Raw genomic sequence first — 16,839 nt, 5'->3', positions numbered from 1 at the left:
GAATACGCTTTCGTTAATCTTCGCTTTTCATTGCCAGTTCATGATTGGTCAAATCTTTTTTACAGATCACCTGAGAAAAAGGTCTCGTTGTATCACAACTGCCTATTCTATTTTTTTAACAGACTATCTTTGAGTTCTTTAGGTGTCAGTTCTGTGTATTTTCCGACTAATTTATACAAAGAAGCAAGAGTTTCAAAACCAAGTTCATACGAAATTTCTTCAAAAGTTTTATTCGTTTCTCTCATCAACTCGATCATCGTTTTATACCGCAAAGAATTAATCAATTCTTGGAAAGAACTCCCTGTTTCTTTTTTCAATTTATTACTTAAATAATTTGCATTATAACCAAAATGTTTCGCTAGATTTTTCAGTGTCAGTTTTCGAAAATGAAGATCGATATATCGTAAGATCTCTAATAATTCCTGATTCTCACGTTGCGTAACATATTCTTCTAAATCACGGGTAAGTTCGATCAATAGTAAAGACAATCTCAGATTCAGCGCCCGCATATAATAGTCTTGTTTGTTGTAATATTCCAAAATCATTTTGTGCAATAACCCTTGCACTTCTAAGTTATCACCACAATGAAAATGGATAAATTCATCATGTTTTCCTTTTTCCTGCGAAGCATTTAATAGAAATTCATTGACCAATCCACGTGACTTCACCATATTGATCACGATGTCAGTCGTAATCGATTCCCCTTTCAATAAAATATTGATCAAAAGGTCTTCCTCTTCTAAAGGATCGATACGCTGAACGATTTCTTTGTCTAATAATAGCAATTCACCTTCTTTCAAGTGAATTTTCTTATCGTTGACATATTGGACACATGAACCAGACAACATATAGTTAAATTCAACAAATTCATGCGTATGTGCAGGCATTTCAGCGTAACGATGATGTTTATTGATAAAGATATTACCCTCTTTGAAAAATTGGTTTTTGGGCATTTTAGGTACTGCGACTGTCTCATAGGGCAACTGTTGGTCATTGATATTTTGACCATCAATTTGTTGTCGACATTCAATTTCGTTATTTTCCATCAAAAATGTTTTTAGTTGCTCAAAGGTAAACACTGGCATCCTCCCCTTTTTCTTCATTTTCAGTTAGCTTTTCGTCAATAGCAACCGGATCTTTTAGGTAATTAGGTAACTATCTTTCAGTCTAACGAACGAAAAAGCAGCAAATCAACCAATGGAAGGTTTTTCCTTAGTCGTAACAAATAAATAATTCGCTGGATAACCGATTTGGAAAACACCGAGCGTGATTAGGTAAAAAACAAGTGGTACTACAAAAGTAGAGAAAATAATGCCAAATGATGCGCTAGATAATTGCGCCTGATTCGCTACATAGCCTGTATAGCTCAAAACAAATCCTGGGATCGCTCCACCAATCGCCATCGCAAATTTCATGATAAAAGAATTCAATGAAGCGATCAGCGCTGCTGTTTCAATTCCCAACTCGTGTTTTATTTGATCCACATTATCAGCAGATAAACTATACTGCAAAGTATTGGTCAGCCCTAAGCCAACTTGGACAGCAAGATAAGCCCCTAAGAAAATCATTTTCGATTGATGCACGCCGATCATCACGATCATCGCTAAACAGAGTAAAGATAATGCGCCAACATATACTTTTTTCTTCCCCCATCGCTTAGATAAACTAGGGACCAACACACCTGCTCCTAAAGCACCAAACAGTCCTAAAAAACTAGCGAAACTTAGCAATTTTGTGTCATTCAAAATATAGTTCAAATAATACAAAAGCGATCCACTAAAGATATTGCTTGCGGCGGTAATAAAAAGCATACTGATAAATAGGGTCATCACTGGACGAATTTTTAAGATAGCAAGCGCTTCTTTATAAGAATAGCCGCGCTCTTGCGATAATTCAGCGGGCTCTTCATTCCCTCTTTCTTTCAGTGCTAATGTACCAAAAATCGTGAAGAACAAGACGACTAGTACCGTTCCGACAATCAACAAGGTATACCCAGAAAGCCCATTATTGTAAGCGGAAAGGATCAACGGTGCCAAAATATTCAAACAAGTAGGTCCTACTGTATACGACACACCTTTTATGGACGACAAGATGTTTCGATCGGCTTCTTGATCGGTTAATACGGGGATCAAACTATTTAATGGGATATCCATTAAATCAAAAGTGATACCTAACAAAATATAAGAAATATAGATAACGACGATTTTTTGACTAGTAAAAAGTAACGGCGCAAACCAAACAAGTAAATAGTTGATACAACAAATCACTGTTCCTAGCACCAAAATCGGGCGATATTTGCCAAAGCGCGTCACTGGGAAACGATCGATCAAAAAACCTAATAAAGGATCACTGAAACCATCAAGTAGTCTGGAGACCAGAAAAAGCGTACTAACTACAGCAGGATTAATGCCAATTACGTCGGTATAAAAAATCAAAAGGTACGTATTCAACAACGTCATCACTGGAATATTTCCGAGATTTGTTAAAGCAAAACCAATTTTTTCCTTTACACTGATTCGTGTTTGTTGCATTCCAATCCTCTCCTTTTTCAAATCAGTTGTTTGCTCTTAGTTGTTTCAAGGGAGATATCATAATTTTTTCCTGGCTCTAAATGAACCTCTTGTTGGTTGATACGGAGAATCCCTCCTTCTCGTGTCGTTGAAATGTGTAGCTGTTCTTGTTCTTTATTGATTGTGACAAGTCCATTTTTGATTGGTATTTGCATGTTTAGACTTTCAAAGGCAGCTAGATTAGGTTCAACGACGAAAGTTTGATATCCTGGTGAAAGTGGTCGGACACCTGCGAAATATCTGCCTAATAGATAGATTGGGCTTGCTCCCCAAGCATGGCATAAGCTTTTGCCAAAAGGATCCCCATACATTTCATACACTTGTTCGCCCGTTTCCTCAGGGATATATTCTTCCCAGAATGTCACTGCCCCTCTTTCAACCATTCCGCCCCAGTAATCACAGATGATTTGATACACTTGGTCTGTTTGACCCATTTTACATAGAGCATCTTGCTCGAAAAATTTGAAATAAGGTGTCGTGATCTGGGTAATTTCAGGGTTTAACAATACATGGGTTAAAATCTGTTCTTTCTTTTCTTGTTCCACTAAATCGAATAAAATGGCAAAAATATTGGCATGACGAGTTACGTGGCGCTTTTTCGATTCATAGGAATCAATAAATGCCTGCTTTTCTTCGTCCCAGAAATAGCTCATGACGTTTTCTTTTAGTTGTTGATACTTCTGTTCATAGTCATCTACTTCACCCAAAACAGCTCCACAAGTCATCATCGTTTGGTAAGCTTTAAGCAATAGAATTTGTTCTGCTGCCAAGGTTCCTTCTCGATCCATCTCCGTCCAATCAATAAACAACCAATCTTTTTCTCGCCCATAAATAAAGCCAAGTTCATTCGTTTGTGCTTGGAGATAGTCCATCATCGTCTTCATCTTAGGATAGATTTGTTTCAAGAAAACCGTGTCGCCCGTCATTAAATAGTGATTCTCAACAGCGATGATCCATAAAATCGAGTAGTCAACGATCGTATTCATATGTTGCTTGATCTCATTTTGCCCACGAAGCGCTAACATCGTTCGAGTATTGATTTCTTCATCGAAAAAGAGGTATTGATTGATAAAATAGCTTTGGTAAGCATCGCCTGACCAGATCCACCGATCTCGCTTGATCCCATCGATAAAGAACAATCCGCTACATAGGGTAAATGTTTCCACAGAAACTTCCCAAATCTTGTTTAAAAGGACATTGTCTGAAGAAAAAGCAGCATGATTGGTTAAAGGAAGGGATTCATGGATCGCCTCGATCTCAATTTCTTCCTTCGCAACATCTGGAACAAACAAATACCGAAAAGCACGCTTTCTTGGGATTGTTTCAACAGTAGCTGCTTTTTCCTTGTAATAGCACATCTCCACATCCAATGCTTCTGATGCAGATTCACCATAGCAAATCATGATCGGTTGTCCATGTGTCATTTTTTTGATTGCCAGTGTTCCGTAAACCGCACGACCATAATCGATCAATACCCCATCATTCTGTTCGTTGATTGAAACAGGTGTAACCACTTTTTTTTCAAAATAGACATGATTTGGATCGTTTTCTTTATCTAAATAAAGGGAGCTCCAACCAGCTGGTAGTTCTTCAATAAAGTTACTTGCTCGCCAACCTAAATCACTCTTGATAACCTCTCCTTCGACAAAGACAGCGGGTAATCCAGTTGCGTTGCCTACAAAAATCCTGATTTTATTCTTTCCAGGCTGACAATTGATTGTTTCTTTAAGTGGATACTTTTTCCCATTCACTTCCACATAGCCAATCCCTGTTGCATAAACAATAAAAGAAGTTGGTTCTGTCAGTTCGTAGTAACGTTTGAATTTCACATTTTTATGACAATCATCAACGTTCCAATAAGCAGGCCAGTCATAACCTCTTTCTTCTCTTGAAAAATTTTGTAATAATCCTTGTCTGATTTCAAAATCTCCTGGGTACCATAACCATCTTGTTTGTTTTTCACTATTCATCTTCCACACTCCTTGGTTTTGGATCGTAGCAATGGTAATCATGCACGATTCTTTTTTCTCATTATCAATAACTGATAGTCTAAGCCTTTTAAACATATTGATTAATAACAAATGAAACAGCCCCGTACGTCTCACCCAAACTAGCGAAAGTTAAGCCAAATGAACACATTTGTTTAGTCATTTTGATAGCTCACTCTTCCTCAAAAATAGGTTAAAATTTTCCATTTTGCGCTTTGTATCACTTAAAAAAAACAGGAACAGTCGTTATCAATCAACAGCTAAAAGATTTAAGTTCTCCTTCCTAAACACTTATGCTTTTTCTCCCTCTACATATTAACCGCTTTCATATTCAAGGAACAATTTCCAAAATCCAGAATGTTTATATCAAATCTACAGGTTTTTTGGTTAAGAAGTTGTGTTACATTAATAGCAAGGTAAGATGATCATTAAGAGGTGAAGTTCATGGAGAAATGGATCGCAGAGTTATTCAAAGAAACGGAAATCGAAAAATTGCAAAAAAAATCAGGTAAAAATATTAATACAATGAACCTCAACTATCATCGTTCGATCGTTCCAGAAATTCCTAAAAGTAAGTTCTTTGAGTTTGGATCAATCGCAATTAACAAACATCCAAGATTTTCTTACACACCCGCGCATACCCATCATTTTATTGAGTTGAATTTTTTATTCAATGGGCAGTGCACCCAGCGTTTGAACGGTGACGTTTTTCATTTAGAAAAAGGACAGTTACTTCTGTTAGATAGTAAGGTTATCCAACAAATCGATTATGTAGGAGCAGAGGATATCTTGATCAATTTCCTCCTTGATATTCCAGCTATTCAAAATATTCTATTGCCTAATCTACCAAAATCCAATAATCTAATCACAGATTTTTTCTTTCAAGCAACCCGTTCGCCTACTGAACATACTAGTTATATCCTACTAGACTTATCAATGAGTCCCTTAGCGTATCAGCTAATTAAAAGTCTGATGATGACCACTTATCAAAAAGAGTCTGTGCATAAGCAACTTTTGCTGAATTTATTATTTTCTTCACTGATGGTAGAAAGCGCCCAAGCACCAGTGATTATCACGAATAAAAAAACGATTCGTAATGAGCCGCTGATTCAAATCTTAGATTATATCAATGATCACTATGCAGAAATCACCTTACAGCAATTAGGAGAAACTTTTGGCTATAACAAAAACTATTTAAGCAACTTGTTAAAAAATAAAACCGGTAGTAGTTTCCAAGAGTTGATCGATCAAAAACGCTTATCTGAAGCAAAGCGACTCATGCTAGAAACAAACGATAGTTTAAGTACGATTGCCTTAAAAATCGGCTATAAAAGTGTCCCTTCGATTTTCAAACTTTTCCAAAAAGAAACCGGAAAAACACCTGATTATTTCCGAAAAAAACGGATGTAAAAAGAGTAGTTTAAACATGAATGGTGCATCTTACTAATTCCAGCTGTAAAATAGTAACTAAAAGTTATTAACAAAAAAAAATAACAAAAACCGCCTGAAACAATTGATATGTTTCAGGCGGTCCATTTATATTTTACGTAAAATACCACGTTTCTAACGAATATCTCTAATTGTTTGATTTTATTCTACAAATGGTTCTTCTCCCAATGCTTGTTGTGCGGCTAGATTGATCATATTCCATTGGCGATCAAAACCTGGTTGGAAGAAAAAGTCAGCTTCTGCTAAATCTTCGATCGTCAGTTTTTGTTGGATCGCTAGCGCTAGTACGTTGCCTTGAGCAGTCACATCATAAGTAGATAAAACAGCTCCGCCAAGGACTTGATGTGTCATTGGGTCAAAGAATAATTGGATTGAAACTTTCGTGTTCCCATATTCCTCAGGTACATATTTAGGACGAATAGTATCTTCATAATAAGCTGTGCGAATGGCTACGCCTGCTTTTCCTGCTGTAAAGCTATTCAAACCACTAGCTGCAAAGTGATAATCAAAAACACTTAATGCCGAAGAACCTACAACGCCTCCAAATGGTTGGCTTGGTGTATCCTCAAATAGATGTTTGACTACATATCGTGCTTCTCTTCTTGCCACTGTTGCTAGTGCAATCGGCATTTTTGAGCGGGCAGGTATCGAATAAGCAAGGGTTGCATCCCCTACTGCATACACATCAGGTAAATTGGTTTGCAAATATTCATCGGTAACGATCCAACCACGATCATCTAAATCTACGACTCCTTTTAGCCATTCCGTATTCGCTTTGACTCCAGCTGCTTGAATCACAAGATCTGTCGCGATTTCTTCATCTGCTGTTTGAATCGCAGCGACTTGTTGTTCACCAGTGAAAGCAGTGATTTTCGCACCCGTCACGACTTTGATACCCTTTTCTTTTAAATGTTCGGTTAAAATATCCGTCATTTCCGGATCTAAATAAGTGCCTAATGGTCGATCAATCACGTCTAATAACGTCACTTCTTTCCCTGCTTTTTGAAAAGCTTCAGCGGCTTCGATCCCGATATAGCCTGCACCGATAACAGCTACATTTTTGATTGCTGGATCAGTTAATTTATCTTTGATTCTAGTAGCCCAATCGTACCCACGCATCAAATAAACGTTCTCTAAATCTGTTCCTGGTACTGGCAATGAATTTGGTTTTACTCCTGAGCTTAAGATCAATTTATCATATTCATACTCTTTGGTACTCTTATCTAAGATACTAGTCACCGTTACTGTCTTTTGGTCTGCATGAATCGCTTTTACTTCATGATTGTTTAAAATGTGAACATTGGGTTGTGGAAAGTTTTCTGGTCTGAAATTTCGTACATCATTAACATCTGTCACTTGGTCCTCTAAATATAATTCCATGCCACATGACATGAACGAAACATAATCCCCTGCTTCAAATAAGGTGATATCGACATTTTCACCATATCTAGATAGCAATTCTAAAATCGATTGATGTCCGCCATGAGATGCGCCGACAATAATAACCTTTGTTTTCTCCATTGATGAAACCTCCTTGTTCAATTATTTAGAATAACTCTAAACAATTCAAACATAACACTCGATTTTTTATAAATCAAAAGAAATGCCCAAATATTGGACAGAAAAAATAAGACTTTCTCTATTAAGTTTTTGACTTAACTGATCCTCCTTCAATCAACAAAGCAAACAAAAAATGAAAAACTTCGTTCAATAAAATGAACGTAGCTTTTCATTTTTTTTGATTACATATCAGCTAAAAAAAGGCGAATCCGTTGGCAAGCTTCCGTAAGTTCTGCCAAACTACTTGCATAAGAAATCCGAATATAGCCTTCACCCTCTGGTCCAAAAGCTGAACCAGGGATACAGGCGACTCTGCCTTGTTCTGCTAACTGTAAGCAAAACTCCCAAGAATTCAAGGTAACTTCTTTTGGCAGTTTACAAAACAGGTAAAAGGCGCCATCAGGTGGTATGACTTCAAACCCTGACTCACTTAATTGACCTAAAAGATAATCTCTTCTCTTCGCATACTGTTCTTTCATTTTTTCCCCATCATACATTCCGGTAGTAAGTGCCTCAACCGCAGCTTTTTGAGCCATTGTGGTGGCTGAAGTGACTAAATATTGATGGACTTTGATGATTTCATCAATCACATATTTTTGAGCAAAAATAAAGCCGATCCGCCAGCCGGTCATCGCATGAGATTTGGATAAACCGCTAATCACAATTGTTTGCTCCGGAAGATAAGACGCTGGCGAGACATGGTCTCCGACATAATTCAACTCTGCATAGACTTCATCACTGATCACGAAGACCGATCGTTGTTTGATGACTTCAGCTAATTTTGCCATTTGTTCTGAAGTTAACAGTGTTCCTGTTGGATTGCTTGGATAGTTCAAGATAATTGCTTTGATCGAGTCGCCATAAGTAGCAAAGGCTGCTTCTAACTGTTCTGGTTGGCAAATAAAGCCTGTTTCTGACGTATCGATCGTGATCAATTCCGCTCCAGCAAGATCCACTATCGGCTGATAGCCAGGATAAGCAGGCGCAGGAATCAATACTTTGTCGCCTTCTTCTAAAATCGCTAGTAAAGAAGCAGCGATTGCTTCTGTGGCACCAACTGTCGTTAGTACTTCAGTTTGAGGATCGTATACCAACCCATAACGTTCTTTTTGAAATAAACAAGCAGCTTCACAAAGTTCGGGTAGTCCCCTCATCCCCGTATAATGGGAATAATTTTCTTCAATAGCAGTGATCCCCGCCTGTTTGACATGTTCGGGTGTTGGAAAATCAGGCTCTCCTAAGGTTAACTTGATGACATCGGGGATAGCAGAAATTTGTTGGTCAAAACTTCTGATTTGTGACACTGCTATTTTTGCAAGCCTGTGATTAAAACGATTGGTTAAATTCATGTGGTTTTCTCCTTTTTATCACTTCTTTGTCACTGATCCTTTTTTAGCAAAAGTCCTTTTGTATGAAGGATCGTTTGATACCAAGCGACACCCTTTTCTAACACAGCCATATCAAAATCAAATCGTGCATCATGAAGTGCTGGTGTATCACCGACACCGAGAAAGAAAAAAACACATGGATACTTCTGGGTATAAACACCGAAATCCTCTGCTTGCAAGACCGGTTGTTCAAGCTCATGTAATTTTTCTGATTGCTTCAAGGCTGTATATAAGTGAGGATCATTGATGACCGCTGGATATCCATCATTATAACGGAATTGGATCGATACCTGCGAATTTTTTTGAAATTTCTCTGCTAAATCAGCCAGTTGTACTTTGATCGAATCTTGGATTTGCTGATCATAAGAACGGATGCTGCCTGAAATAGTTACTTCATTTGCTAAAACATTTCGAATCGTACCACCAGTGATCTGTCCAAACTTTATTAAACGTCGCCATTCTTTAGGTAAAGATTGTTCCAACTCGTATACTTCATCCATAAAACCAATGGCTCCTCGGATACTGTCGATCCCTTGTTCACTAGAGGCAATATGGGCAGATCTCCCTTTGACAATGATATCTGTCTCACTACTTTGTGCCATAAAGGCGCCCGATCGTGAATAGATCTCGCCTTTGGGAAGACCTGGCCATAAATGAAACCCGAAAATCGCTTGGACTTGATAGTCCTCTAACAAACCTGTTTGAATAACACTTTCCGCTCCGCCAGATATTTCTTCCGAAGGTTGAAAAATCAGAACAACGTTGTACATTAACTGTTCTTTATGATCTGCGATATATTCCGTTAACCCTAATAACATTGCCATATGTCCATCGTGACCACACGCATGCATCATCCCTTCATGAGTAGAAGCAAAGGGAAGATTTGTTTCTTCTTGGATCGGTAAGGCGTCAATATCTGTCCGAAAAGCAATCGTTTCGTTTTGTTGATGATCAAAATAAAGCAATAAACCAGTCTCGCCGATTTCATGCAGGACTCCCCCAAGATCCTTGATTTGTTCATGCAAATACGCTTTGGTTTTAAATTCATGAAAGCCGATTTCAGGAATTTGATGTAACGCCATGCGATGTTTTGCTAACATCGACATTCACCATCCCTTCATAGAGCCCTTTAACGACTATTTCATATTCTTCATTTTTTACCCCAATGATCAAGTTTAATTCTTGTGCCCCTTGGGATAAGATCGATGTCCGAATCTCTAGTTGATTTAAAATGGATAAGACTTTGCCAGAAAGTCCAATCAGTTCTTTATGTGGTCCGCCAACAACTGAGATCAATGCCAGATTCTCGATAATTTCGACTTCTTCGACACCCAAATTTTCTTTTAACTCTTTGGTAATCAAAAATAATTGATCTGCAATGGCTTCTGCTGAAACGACTACTCCAATATTGTCGATCCCCGAAGGAATGTGTTCGATCGAGATACCATGATTCGCAAAGACACTCATTGCTTTCCAAATAAACCCGATTTCATCAGACATATGTCGTTTAAATAGTGTTAGCGAAAGAAAATCTTTTTTTCCAGCAATCCCTGTTAAGCCATTTTCTTTTTCGACTTCTTTGCTGGAAATTCTAGTGCCTTGCGCCTCTGGATCGTTCGTATTTTTTATTTGAATCGGGATACCTGCTTCTTGTACTGGGAAAATAGCTGATTCATGGAGAACATTTGCCCCCATATACGCCATCTCTCGTAATTCTCTAAATGAAATTTCTTTGATGATTTTTGGCGTGTCAATGATTCGTGGATCAGCCATCATAATCCCGGAAACATCCGTCCAATTCTCATAACAGTCGGCATTCAATAGTTTGGCTAAGATTGCGCCAGTGATGTCGCTCCCACCTCGCCCCATCAATTTTTCTTTTCCAACTGGATTAGCACCATAGAATCCTGGGACTACTAGTGGGCCTTTTTCTTGATAAATAGTTATTATTGCTTGTTTCGTCCGTTCTTCATCGATCTCACCCGTATAATCAAAGAAAATCAGTTCTTTCGCATCTATAAACGTATAACCAACATATTCAGCTAATAACTTCGCAGTGAGATATTCTCCCCGACTGACCAAAAAATCTTGTGAGACTTTTTCTCGCTGTAATTTTTTTTGGATCTCTAACAATTCATCTTCAATCGGAAAAGTCAACGACAAGACATCTCTCACTTGAATGAATCGTTCACAGATCCTTTCCCACAAAGGTGTCCAGTCGACTCCATGATGAAGATAGGCATGGATCAAATACAAGAGATCCGTGACTTTGTCATCTTCTTTTGTTCGTTTTCCTAAAGCGGAAACAACGATCACACTTCGTTCAGGAGCAGCTAAAATAATAGATTTTACCTTTTTGAATTGTTCTTCATGAGCCATCGATGAGCCACCAAATTTTGCGACTTTCATTGGATCCCCTCCCTGATTGTTGATAACAAGGCAGAGGCGATTTGTACAGCATTCGCAGCTGCGCCTTTACGGATATTATCCGCTACGGTATACAGTAACAGCCCATTTTCCAATGTAGGATCATGCCGGAGTCTGCCGACGTATACCTCATCTGTTCCTTTAGCAAGGATACTGGTCGGGTAACTATGGTTGGGCAAATCATCCACGACTGTTATTCCCGGAAAATGTTGCAAACATTGACGGACTGCTGCAAGTGAAAATGGCTGCGCCAACTGGACTGCGATTAAAACACCATGACCAACTTCGATGGGGACACGTATACAAGTAGCCGAGACAGGTAAGTTAGGCAAATGTAGGATCTTCCTTGTTTCAGCCATCATTTTGTGTTCTTCTTTCGTATACCCATCGACCAACGGTGCATCAATTTCGGGGATGACTGTTTGACTGATATCATGCGGATAAAGCGAAGGTTCCTGCCCTTTTTGAGTGGCGTGAAGATCAGTTAGCCCTTGTTGTCCCGAACCAGAGACCGCTTGATAGGTGGAATAGTTCACGCGGTTGACACCAAATGTCTGTTGCAATGCCTTTAACGGTAAAACGGCTTGGATCGTGGAACAGTTTGGATTGGCAATCAATCGGTTCATTTCATGATCTGCTAGATTGACTTCTGGAACGATCAATGGAATCGTCGGATCTTCTCGCCAAGCAGAAGAATTATCAATGACGACCAACCCATGTTCTCTAGCAAGTGGCGCAAATTCAAGTGAAATTTCTGCTCCGGCTGAAAAAAGCGCTAAATCATACCCGTCAAATGATGTCTTTGTTAATTCTTCTACTGTGTATTCTTTTCCCTTAAACACACAGACTTTTCCAGCTGAACGCTTGGATGCTAATAATTTCAAACGACCTACTGGAAAATCATATTCTGCTAACACGTTCAACATCGTTTGACCAACTAAACCAGTTGCTCCAACGATACAGGTATCTATTTTGCGCATCTTTTTCATCCTCTCTATAATTCCCGTAATGCAGCGATCAATGCGGTGTTTTCCCTCGTTTGTTCGTCTTTGATCTTTAATACTCGGGCAGGCGTTCCACCTACTACGGTATCAGCGGCTACATCTTCTAAAACAACTGCTCCAGCCGCCACGACTGCATTTTTGCCAATACGGACACCTTCAACAATGACAGCATTCGCACCAACCAAGACACCGTCTTCAACCACCACTGGTTGAGCGGAAGCCGGTTCGATCACACCCGCCAACACTGCACCCGCACCAATGTGACAATTTTTGCCGACAATCGCTCTTCCGCCTAAGATTGCCCCCATGTCGATCATCGAGTTTTCCCCAATCTCCGCACCAATATTGATGATCGCTCCCATCATGATGACCGCATGATCACCGATCGTTACTTGATCCCGAATAATTGCTCCTGGCTCGATCCGAGCATTGATTTCTTTTAAATCAAGCAGAGGTATGGCACTATTTCTAGCTGTTTCTTCTATTTCGATCTCAATGATTTTAGCGGATTCTTTTGCGAGGATTGGTGCGATTTCTTGGTAATCACCGAAAATAATTTGACTATTACCCTGACCAAATACTTTACACTTTTCAAATTTAATTGGTTCAGTGACATTTAAATACACTTTAACCGGTGTTTTTTTATCAGCTGTTTGAATCAAACGTATAATTGCTTGTGCGTCCATTTGCTTTCTCTCCTTTATCCATCTAAAGTATCTGCTAATTGATAGTATCCAGCTGGTTGATTGCTTAACCAAAAAGCTGCACTTACTGCTCCTTCTGCAAAAATCTGATTGGAAAACGACTCATGTTTGATTGATAATACTTCATCCGTAGATGCAAATAAAACTTCGTGCTCTCCAGGTACAGAACCAATACGTAAACTGTGTACTCCGATTTCATCGGTTTTTCTAGGTTGATCTTTCCATTGGAAAACAGGAGATAGTTTGCGGACTTCTTGCATACTAGCGAGTAGTGATTGAGCCGTTCCAGAAGGCGCATCTTTTTTTTGGTCATGATGTTTTTCAATCAATTCGATTTGCCATGTTTTCAATAATTCAGCAGCCTGCTTCACTAATTGATTCATGACAAAAATCCCTAAAGAAAAGTTCGCACTGTATAAAATGGGTAAACGTTGCCCAAACGCTTCGATTGCCTGGAATTGTTCCTCACTATAGCCAGTCGTTCCGATCACGACTGGAAGTTGGTGTGCTGCTCCATAATCTAGCACTTTTTCCAAATTATCTGCGTGAGAAAAATCAATAAGGAGTGAGATATTACTCGGAAAAGATAAAGTAGTCGCTTCTTTAAGGGAGACCTTTGGAAAAACGACCTCATGTTCATAAGATTCAATGACTTCTTGGATTTTTTTGCCCATTCGTCCATGTCCGACTACACCAATTTTCATACCTGTTCTCGTCCTTTCATAGGTAATAATTCCTGTAATACTCCTCGCTTGTCCTCAGACAGAGGAACAAGTGGTAGCCGTAACACACCTGAAGGAAGAGCCATCATCTCCATTGCGGCTTTTATTGGGATCGGATTTGTTTCACTAAACAAGGCATGGATCAATGGTAAGGCAGTTAATTGGATTTGTTGCGCTCGTCGAAGATTCCCTTGCTCAAACGTTGCGACTAATTCATGGACTAATCTAGGCTGGATATTGGCCCACACACTGATAACCCCACTTCCACCCACACTTAATATCGGCAAAATAGCATCATCGTTGCCACTATAAAGGACAAACGAGTCTGTCAAAAGACGACCAACTGCCATCACATAAGCAAGATCACCTGATGCTTCTTTGATCCCGCTGATTTGTGGATGTGTCGCTAATTTTTCCAGGACTGGGATTGGGATCGTCATTCCAGTTCTAGATGGTACATTGTATAAAATGATCGGTCGTGGTGATTGGTCAGCAATTGCAGTAAAATGCGCCAACAAACCTGCATCACTTGTCTTATTATAATAAGGCGTGATCACTAACAATTGATCTGCCCCAATCGCTGCCAAACGTTGGACTCTTTCAATTGTTTTTTTCGTATCGTTTGTTCCTGCGCCTGCGATGACTGGGATTCTTTTATTTACTTTTGCTACTGTAAAACGTAGAATCTCCTCTTCTTCTTCTGGCGTTAACGTCGAAGATTCCCCAGTTGTTCCTAACACTAACAGGCCATCTGTACCTTCTGAAAGATGAAACTCAATTAGTTTCTCTAATCCTTGATAGTCAATTTCGCCAAGCGCATCCATCGGTGTAATCAATGCAACGATCGAACCTTTAATCATACGACATCTCCTTTTGTGACCATTCATGAACAGCTGGTCCCGTCATTTGTATTTGTGTCTCTCCAGTAATCATTAACTCTCCTTGCTCTAAGTGAATCATGGCCTTAGCACTTGCTAAGTATCCATGATCTCTAGCTACGACATAAGCCGCACAACAGCCAGTACCACAAGCCAATGTCCAACCAACGCCACGTTCATACGTGCGTACGATCAGTTCCTGTTCATTGACTCGTTGGACAAAATTGACATTGGTTTTTTCTGAGAATAATGGATGGTGACAAATCTGTTCCCCTAACGCTTTCATTTGTTGCGCTTTTGCATCCTCTACAAAAACAACGGTATGGATCGTGCCCATAAACAAACTAGTTAGCTGGACATCCACTTGTCCAATACGTACTATTTGATCCACGATGGGTTCTGTTTGATTGACCGCTAACTTTTCTGTCGAATAATCGGGTTGTCCCATCTGAGCGGTACAATAAAAAGGTTCTTCTGTCAAAATTTCAATGGAAATCACGCCCGCTAATGTGTGTACGTCGAAAGGTGAAGTTTCTACCATAGCTTTATCCCATACATGCCGAGCAAAACAACGAATCCCATTCCCACACATCGGCGCCTGACTGCCATCTTTATTGAAATAAAGCATCGTTAAAGGTTGCTCTCGAACGACAATCAACCCATCTGTATCAAATCGATCCTGTCCACACCACTTGCTGGCTAATTGGTGATAATCGATTCCTTCTTCATAGTCCATTAAGATAAAATCATTGCCGCAACCATTATATTTATGCAGGATCATTGTACTTCACCTCGCAATAAATCCTCATATTCTTGCCTACGTACCACTAATCGAGCAGTTTCACCGTTGACGAATACCACAGCAGGCGTCAAGGCTCGGTTATAGTTGCTACTCATTGAATAACCATAAGCGCCTGTGGCATATACCGCTAAAATATCTCCGGGTTCAGCGATAGGCAAAAGAGCTTCTTGAATAACCACATCACCTGACTCACACATTTTCCCAGCGATCGTGACTTTTTCGGTTTTCTTTTCCCTTAATTTGGTTGCCAGATCACATTGATAGCTCGCTTGATAGAGTGCTGGACGGATATTATCGGTCATTCCCCCATCGACAAAATAATATTTTTTATTTGGCGTTTGCTTAATAAATCCTACCGTATAAAGCGTCGTTCCTGCTTCCCCAACGATACTTCTTCCGGGTTCGATCAACAATTCATTGATTACTAATCCTTGTTTTTTTAAAGCTTCCTCCGTAAAACGTACTAATTCTCGAACAGATTCTTCAATGGGCAATGGCTGATCACTTTCGGTATAACGAATACCGAATCCTCCCCCAAGATTTAGCGAAAGTACTTCATCAAAATCTTTAAGATAACCAATCAGTTTATGGATCTCTGCTATCCAGGCCGATAATTCAAAAATCTGCGAACCAATATGGGCATGAAAGCCTTCTAATTGTAAAAATTCACTATCCTGAATAAATTGGATCGCTTTTTGACACTCTTCGCTTTCATAGAGTAGACCAAATTTTGAATCAATATGAGCAGTAACGATATATTCATGCGTATGTGCTTCGATCCCTACATTCAACCGGATCATCACCTGAAGTTCTTTTTGATATTCTTGGCTAAGTGCGACTAACAATTCAACTTCCATGAGATTATCCGCTACAAAATGAACAAGTCCATTTTCGATAGCATAACGGATTTCCGCAGGTGTTTTATTGTTTCCATGAAAATAGACCTCTTCCATTGGAAAGTCAGCACACACAGCTGTATAAATCTCGCCGCCACTAACTACATCTAAACCTAATCCTTGTGATTGAATCAGTTTTAACATGGCAACGGCCTGAAATGCTTTTGATGCATATAAAATCTTTGTCTTAAAATGATCTGATTGAAATCCTTGTTTAAATGCCTTGATGTTCTCCACCATTTGCTTCTCATCGTAAACATAAAGGGGTGTTTGATATTGTTTTACTAATTGACTAACAGGAATTTCACCGATCATTAATTCTGACATTCGAGACTACCTCTTTTCCGCAATGTTTTTTAAAATTTCTCTCATTAAGATTTGAATTTTATTTGAATAATATTAAACAAATTCTCAGTGATTGTCTACTATATTCATAAATTTAATAAAAAAA

14 protein-coding genes are annotated in these 16,839 nt (G+C 39.1%); 1 reads left to right on the top strand and 13 read right to left on the bottom strand.

Features of this window, described 5'->3' with window-relative positions; translation table 11 throughout:
* Nucleotides 1–107: 107 nt before the first annotated feature.
* From IGL28_RS01700 to IGL28_RS01690, 3 genes are all read right to left on the bottom strand, one after another.
* A complete protein-coding gene (locus IGL28_RS01700) occupies nucleotides 108–1,079 on the bottom strand; it encodes an AraC family transcriptional regulator (RefSeq protein ID WP_010720188.1) in 972 nt (323 codons plus the stop codon).
* A 111-nt stretch (nucleotides 1,080–1,190) separates the two neighbouring features.
* Nucleotides 1,191–2,531, bottom strand: coding sequence for an MFS transporter (locus tag IGL28_RS01695; protein WP_010720189.1), 1,341 nt, complete (start codon nucleotides 2,529–2,531; stop codon nucleotides 1,191–1,193).
* 17 nt (nucleotides 2,532–2,548) lie between these two features.
* Nucleotides 2,549–4,540 carry an alpha-L-rhamnosidase-related protein gene (locus IGL28_RS01690; protein ID WP_368014362.1) on the bottom strand — a complete coding sequence of 664 codons (1,992 nt, stop codon included), beginning with the start codon at nucleotides 4,538–4,540 and terminating at the stop codon, nucleotides 2,549–2,551.
* 462 nt (nucleotides 4,541–5,002) lie between these two features.
* On the opposite strand from IGL28_RS01690, the gene IGL28_RS01685 reads away from it, so the two are divergent.
* Entirely contained in the window at nucleotides 5,003–5,968 is a 966-nt protein-coding gene (locus tag IGL28_RS01685) for an AraC family transcriptional regulator (RefSeq protein WP_081127653.1), read from the top strand.
* A 180-nt stretch (nucleotides 5,969–6,148) separates the two neighbouring features.
* Here the strand turns inward: IGL28_RS01685 and IGL28_RS01680 are convergent, their stop codons facing one another.
* The 10 genes from IGL28_RS01680 to lysA all read right to left on the bottom strand — a co-directional run bounded on the left by IGL28_RS01680 (nucleotide 6,149) and on the right by lysA (nucleotide 16,715).
* On the bottom strand, nucleotides 6,149–7,528 hold the full coding sequence (locus tag IGL28_RS01680) for an FAD-dependent oxidoreductase (RefSeq protein WP_010720192.1): 1,380 nt from the start codon (nucleotides 7,526–7,528) through the stop codon (nucleotides 6,149–6,151).
* Between the two features lie 221 nt (nucleotides 7,529–7,749).
* Nucleotides 7,750–8,916, bottom strand: coding sequence for a pyridoxal phosphate-dependent aminotransferase (locus IGL28_RS01675; RefSeq protein WP_081127651.1), 1,167 nt, complete (start codon nucleotides 8,914–8,916; stop codon nucleotides 7,750–7,752).
* A 29-nt stretch (nucleotides 8,917–8,945) separates the two neighbouring features.
* Entirely contained in the window at nucleotides 8,946–10,055 is a 1,110-nt protein-coding gene (locus IGL28_RS01670) for a M20 family metallopeptidase (protein WP_164885415.1), read from the bottom strand.
* Entirely contained in the window at nucleotides 10,015–11,364 is a 1,350-nt protein-coding gene (locus IGL28_RS01665; RefSeq protein WP_081127648.1) for an aspartate kinase, read from the bottom strand. The genes IGL28_RS01670 and IGL28_RS01665 overlap by 41 nt, the downstream gene beginning before the upstream one ends.
* Nucleotides 11,361–12,362 carry an aspartate-semialdehyde dehydrogenase gene (locus IGL28_RS01660; RefSeq protein WP_438843873.1) on the bottom strand — a complete coding sequence of 334 codons (1,002 nt, stop codon included), beginning with the start codon at nucleotides 12,360–12,362 and terminating at the stop codon, nucleotides 11,361–11,363. The genes IGL28_RS01665 and IGL28_RS01660 overlap by 4 nt, the downstream gene beginning before the upstream one ends.
* 14 nt (nucleotides 12,363–12,376) lie before the next feature.
* Nucleotides 12,377–13,072 carry a 2,3,4,5-tetrahydropyridine-2,6-dicarboxylate N-acetyltransferase gene (dapD, locus tag IGL28_RS01655; RefSeq protein WP_034699414.1) on the bottom strand — a complete coding sequence of 232 codons (696 nt, stop codon included), beginning with the start codon at nucleotides 13,070–13,072 and terminating at the stop codon, nucleotides 12,377–12,379.
* Nucleotides 13,073–13,086: 14 nt separating this feature from the next.
* Nucleotides 13,087–13,794: a 4-hydroxy-tetrahydrodipicolinate reductase gene (dapB, locus tag IGL28_RS01650; protein WP_081127645.1), complete on the bottom strand. Its 708-nt coding sequence runs from the start codon at nucleotides 13,792–13,794 to the stop codon at nucleotides 13,087–13,089.
* Nucleotides 13,791–14,672 (bottom strand): 4-hydroxy-tetrahydrodipicolinate synthase, encoded by an 882-nt coding sequence (dapA, locus tag IGL28_RS01645; protein ID WP_053765850.1) that lies wholly within the window; start codon nucleotides 14,670–14,672, stop codon nucleotides 13,791–13,793. Before dapA ends, dapB begins: the two co-directional genes overlap by 4 nt.
* Nucleotides 14,665–15,471, bottom strand: a complete 807-nt coding sequence (gene dapF, locus IGL28_RS01640; RefSeq protein ID WP_053765851.1) for a diaminopimelate epimerase — start codon at nucleotides 15,469–15,471, stop codon at nucleotides 14,665–14,667. Before dapF ends, dapA begins: the two co-directional genes overlap by 8 nt.
* Complete coding sequence (gene lysA / locus IGL28_RS01635) at nucleotides 15,468–16,715, bottom strand: diaminopimelate decarboxylase (protein WP_081127643.1); 1,248 nt, start codon at nucleotides 16,713–16,715, stop codon at nucleotides 15,468–15,470. The genes dapF and lysA overlap by 4 nt, the downstream gene beginning before the upstream one ends.
* Between the last annotated feature and the right edge of the window lie 124 nt (nucleotides 16,716–16,839).

The sequence above is a fragment of the Enterococcus sp. AZ077 genome (assembly GCF_051714965.1).
GTDB lineage: Bacteria > Bacillota > Bacilli > Lactobacillales > Enterococcaceae > Enterococcus_B > Enterococcus_B hirae.
The sequence above is the reverse complement of the archived record's forward strand: the minus strand, read 5'-3'. Positions and strand labels throughout refer to the sequence as shown.

Bases quoted from the DNA above. Each gene is read 5' to 3' on its own strand.
- IGL28_RS01695 (WP_010720189.1), bottom strand. From the start codon at position 2,531: ATGCAACAAACACGAATCAGTGTAAAGGAAAAAATTGGTTTTGCTTTA.
- IGL28_RS01690 (WP_368014362.1), bottom strand. From the start codon at position 4,540: ATGAATAGTGAAAAACAAACAAGATGGTTATGGTACCCAGGAGATTTT.
- IGL28_RS01685 (WP_081127653.1), top strand. From the start codon at position 5,003: ATGGAGAAATGGATCGCAGAGTTATTCAAAGAAACGGAAATCGAAAAA.
- IGL28_RS01680 (WP_010720192.1), bottom strand. From the start codon at position 7,528: ATGGAGAAAACAAAGGTTATTATTGTCGGCGCATCTCATGGCGGACAT.
- IGL28_RS01675 (WP_081127651.1), bottom strand. From the start codon at position 8,916: ATGAATTTAACCAATCGTTTTAATCACAGGCTTGCAAAAATAGCAGTG.
- IGL28_RS01670 (WP_164885415.1), bottom strand. From the start codon at position 10,055: ATGTTAGCAAAACATCGCATGGCGTTACATCAAATTCCTGAAATCGGC.
- IGL28_RS01665 (WP_081127648.1), bottom strand. From the start codon at position 11,364: ATGAAAGTCGCAAAATTTGGTGGCTCATCGATGGCTCATGAAGAACAA.
- IGL28_RS01660 (WP_438843873.1), bottom strand. From the start codon at position 12,362: ATGCGCAAAATAGATACCTGTATCGTTGGAGCAACTGGTTTAGTTGGT.
- dapD (WP_034699414.1), bottom strand. From the start codon at position 13,072: ATGGACGCACAAGCAATTATACGTTTGATTCAAACAGCTGATAAAAAA.
- dapB (WP_081127645.1), bottom strand. From the start codon at position 13,794: ATGAAAATTGGTGTAGTCGGACATGGACGAATGGGCAAAAAAATCCAA.
- dapA (WP_053765850.1), bottom strand. From the start codon at position 14,672: ATGATTAAAGGTTCGATCGTTGCATTGATTACACCGATGGATGCGCTT.
- dapF (WP_053765851.1), bottom strand. From the start codon at position 15,471: ATGATCCTGCATAAATATAATGGTTGCGGCAATGATTTTATCTTAATG.
- lysA (WP_081127643.1), bottom strand. From the start codon at position 16,715: ATGTCAGAATTAATGATCGGTGAAATTCCTGTTAGTCAATTAGTAAAA.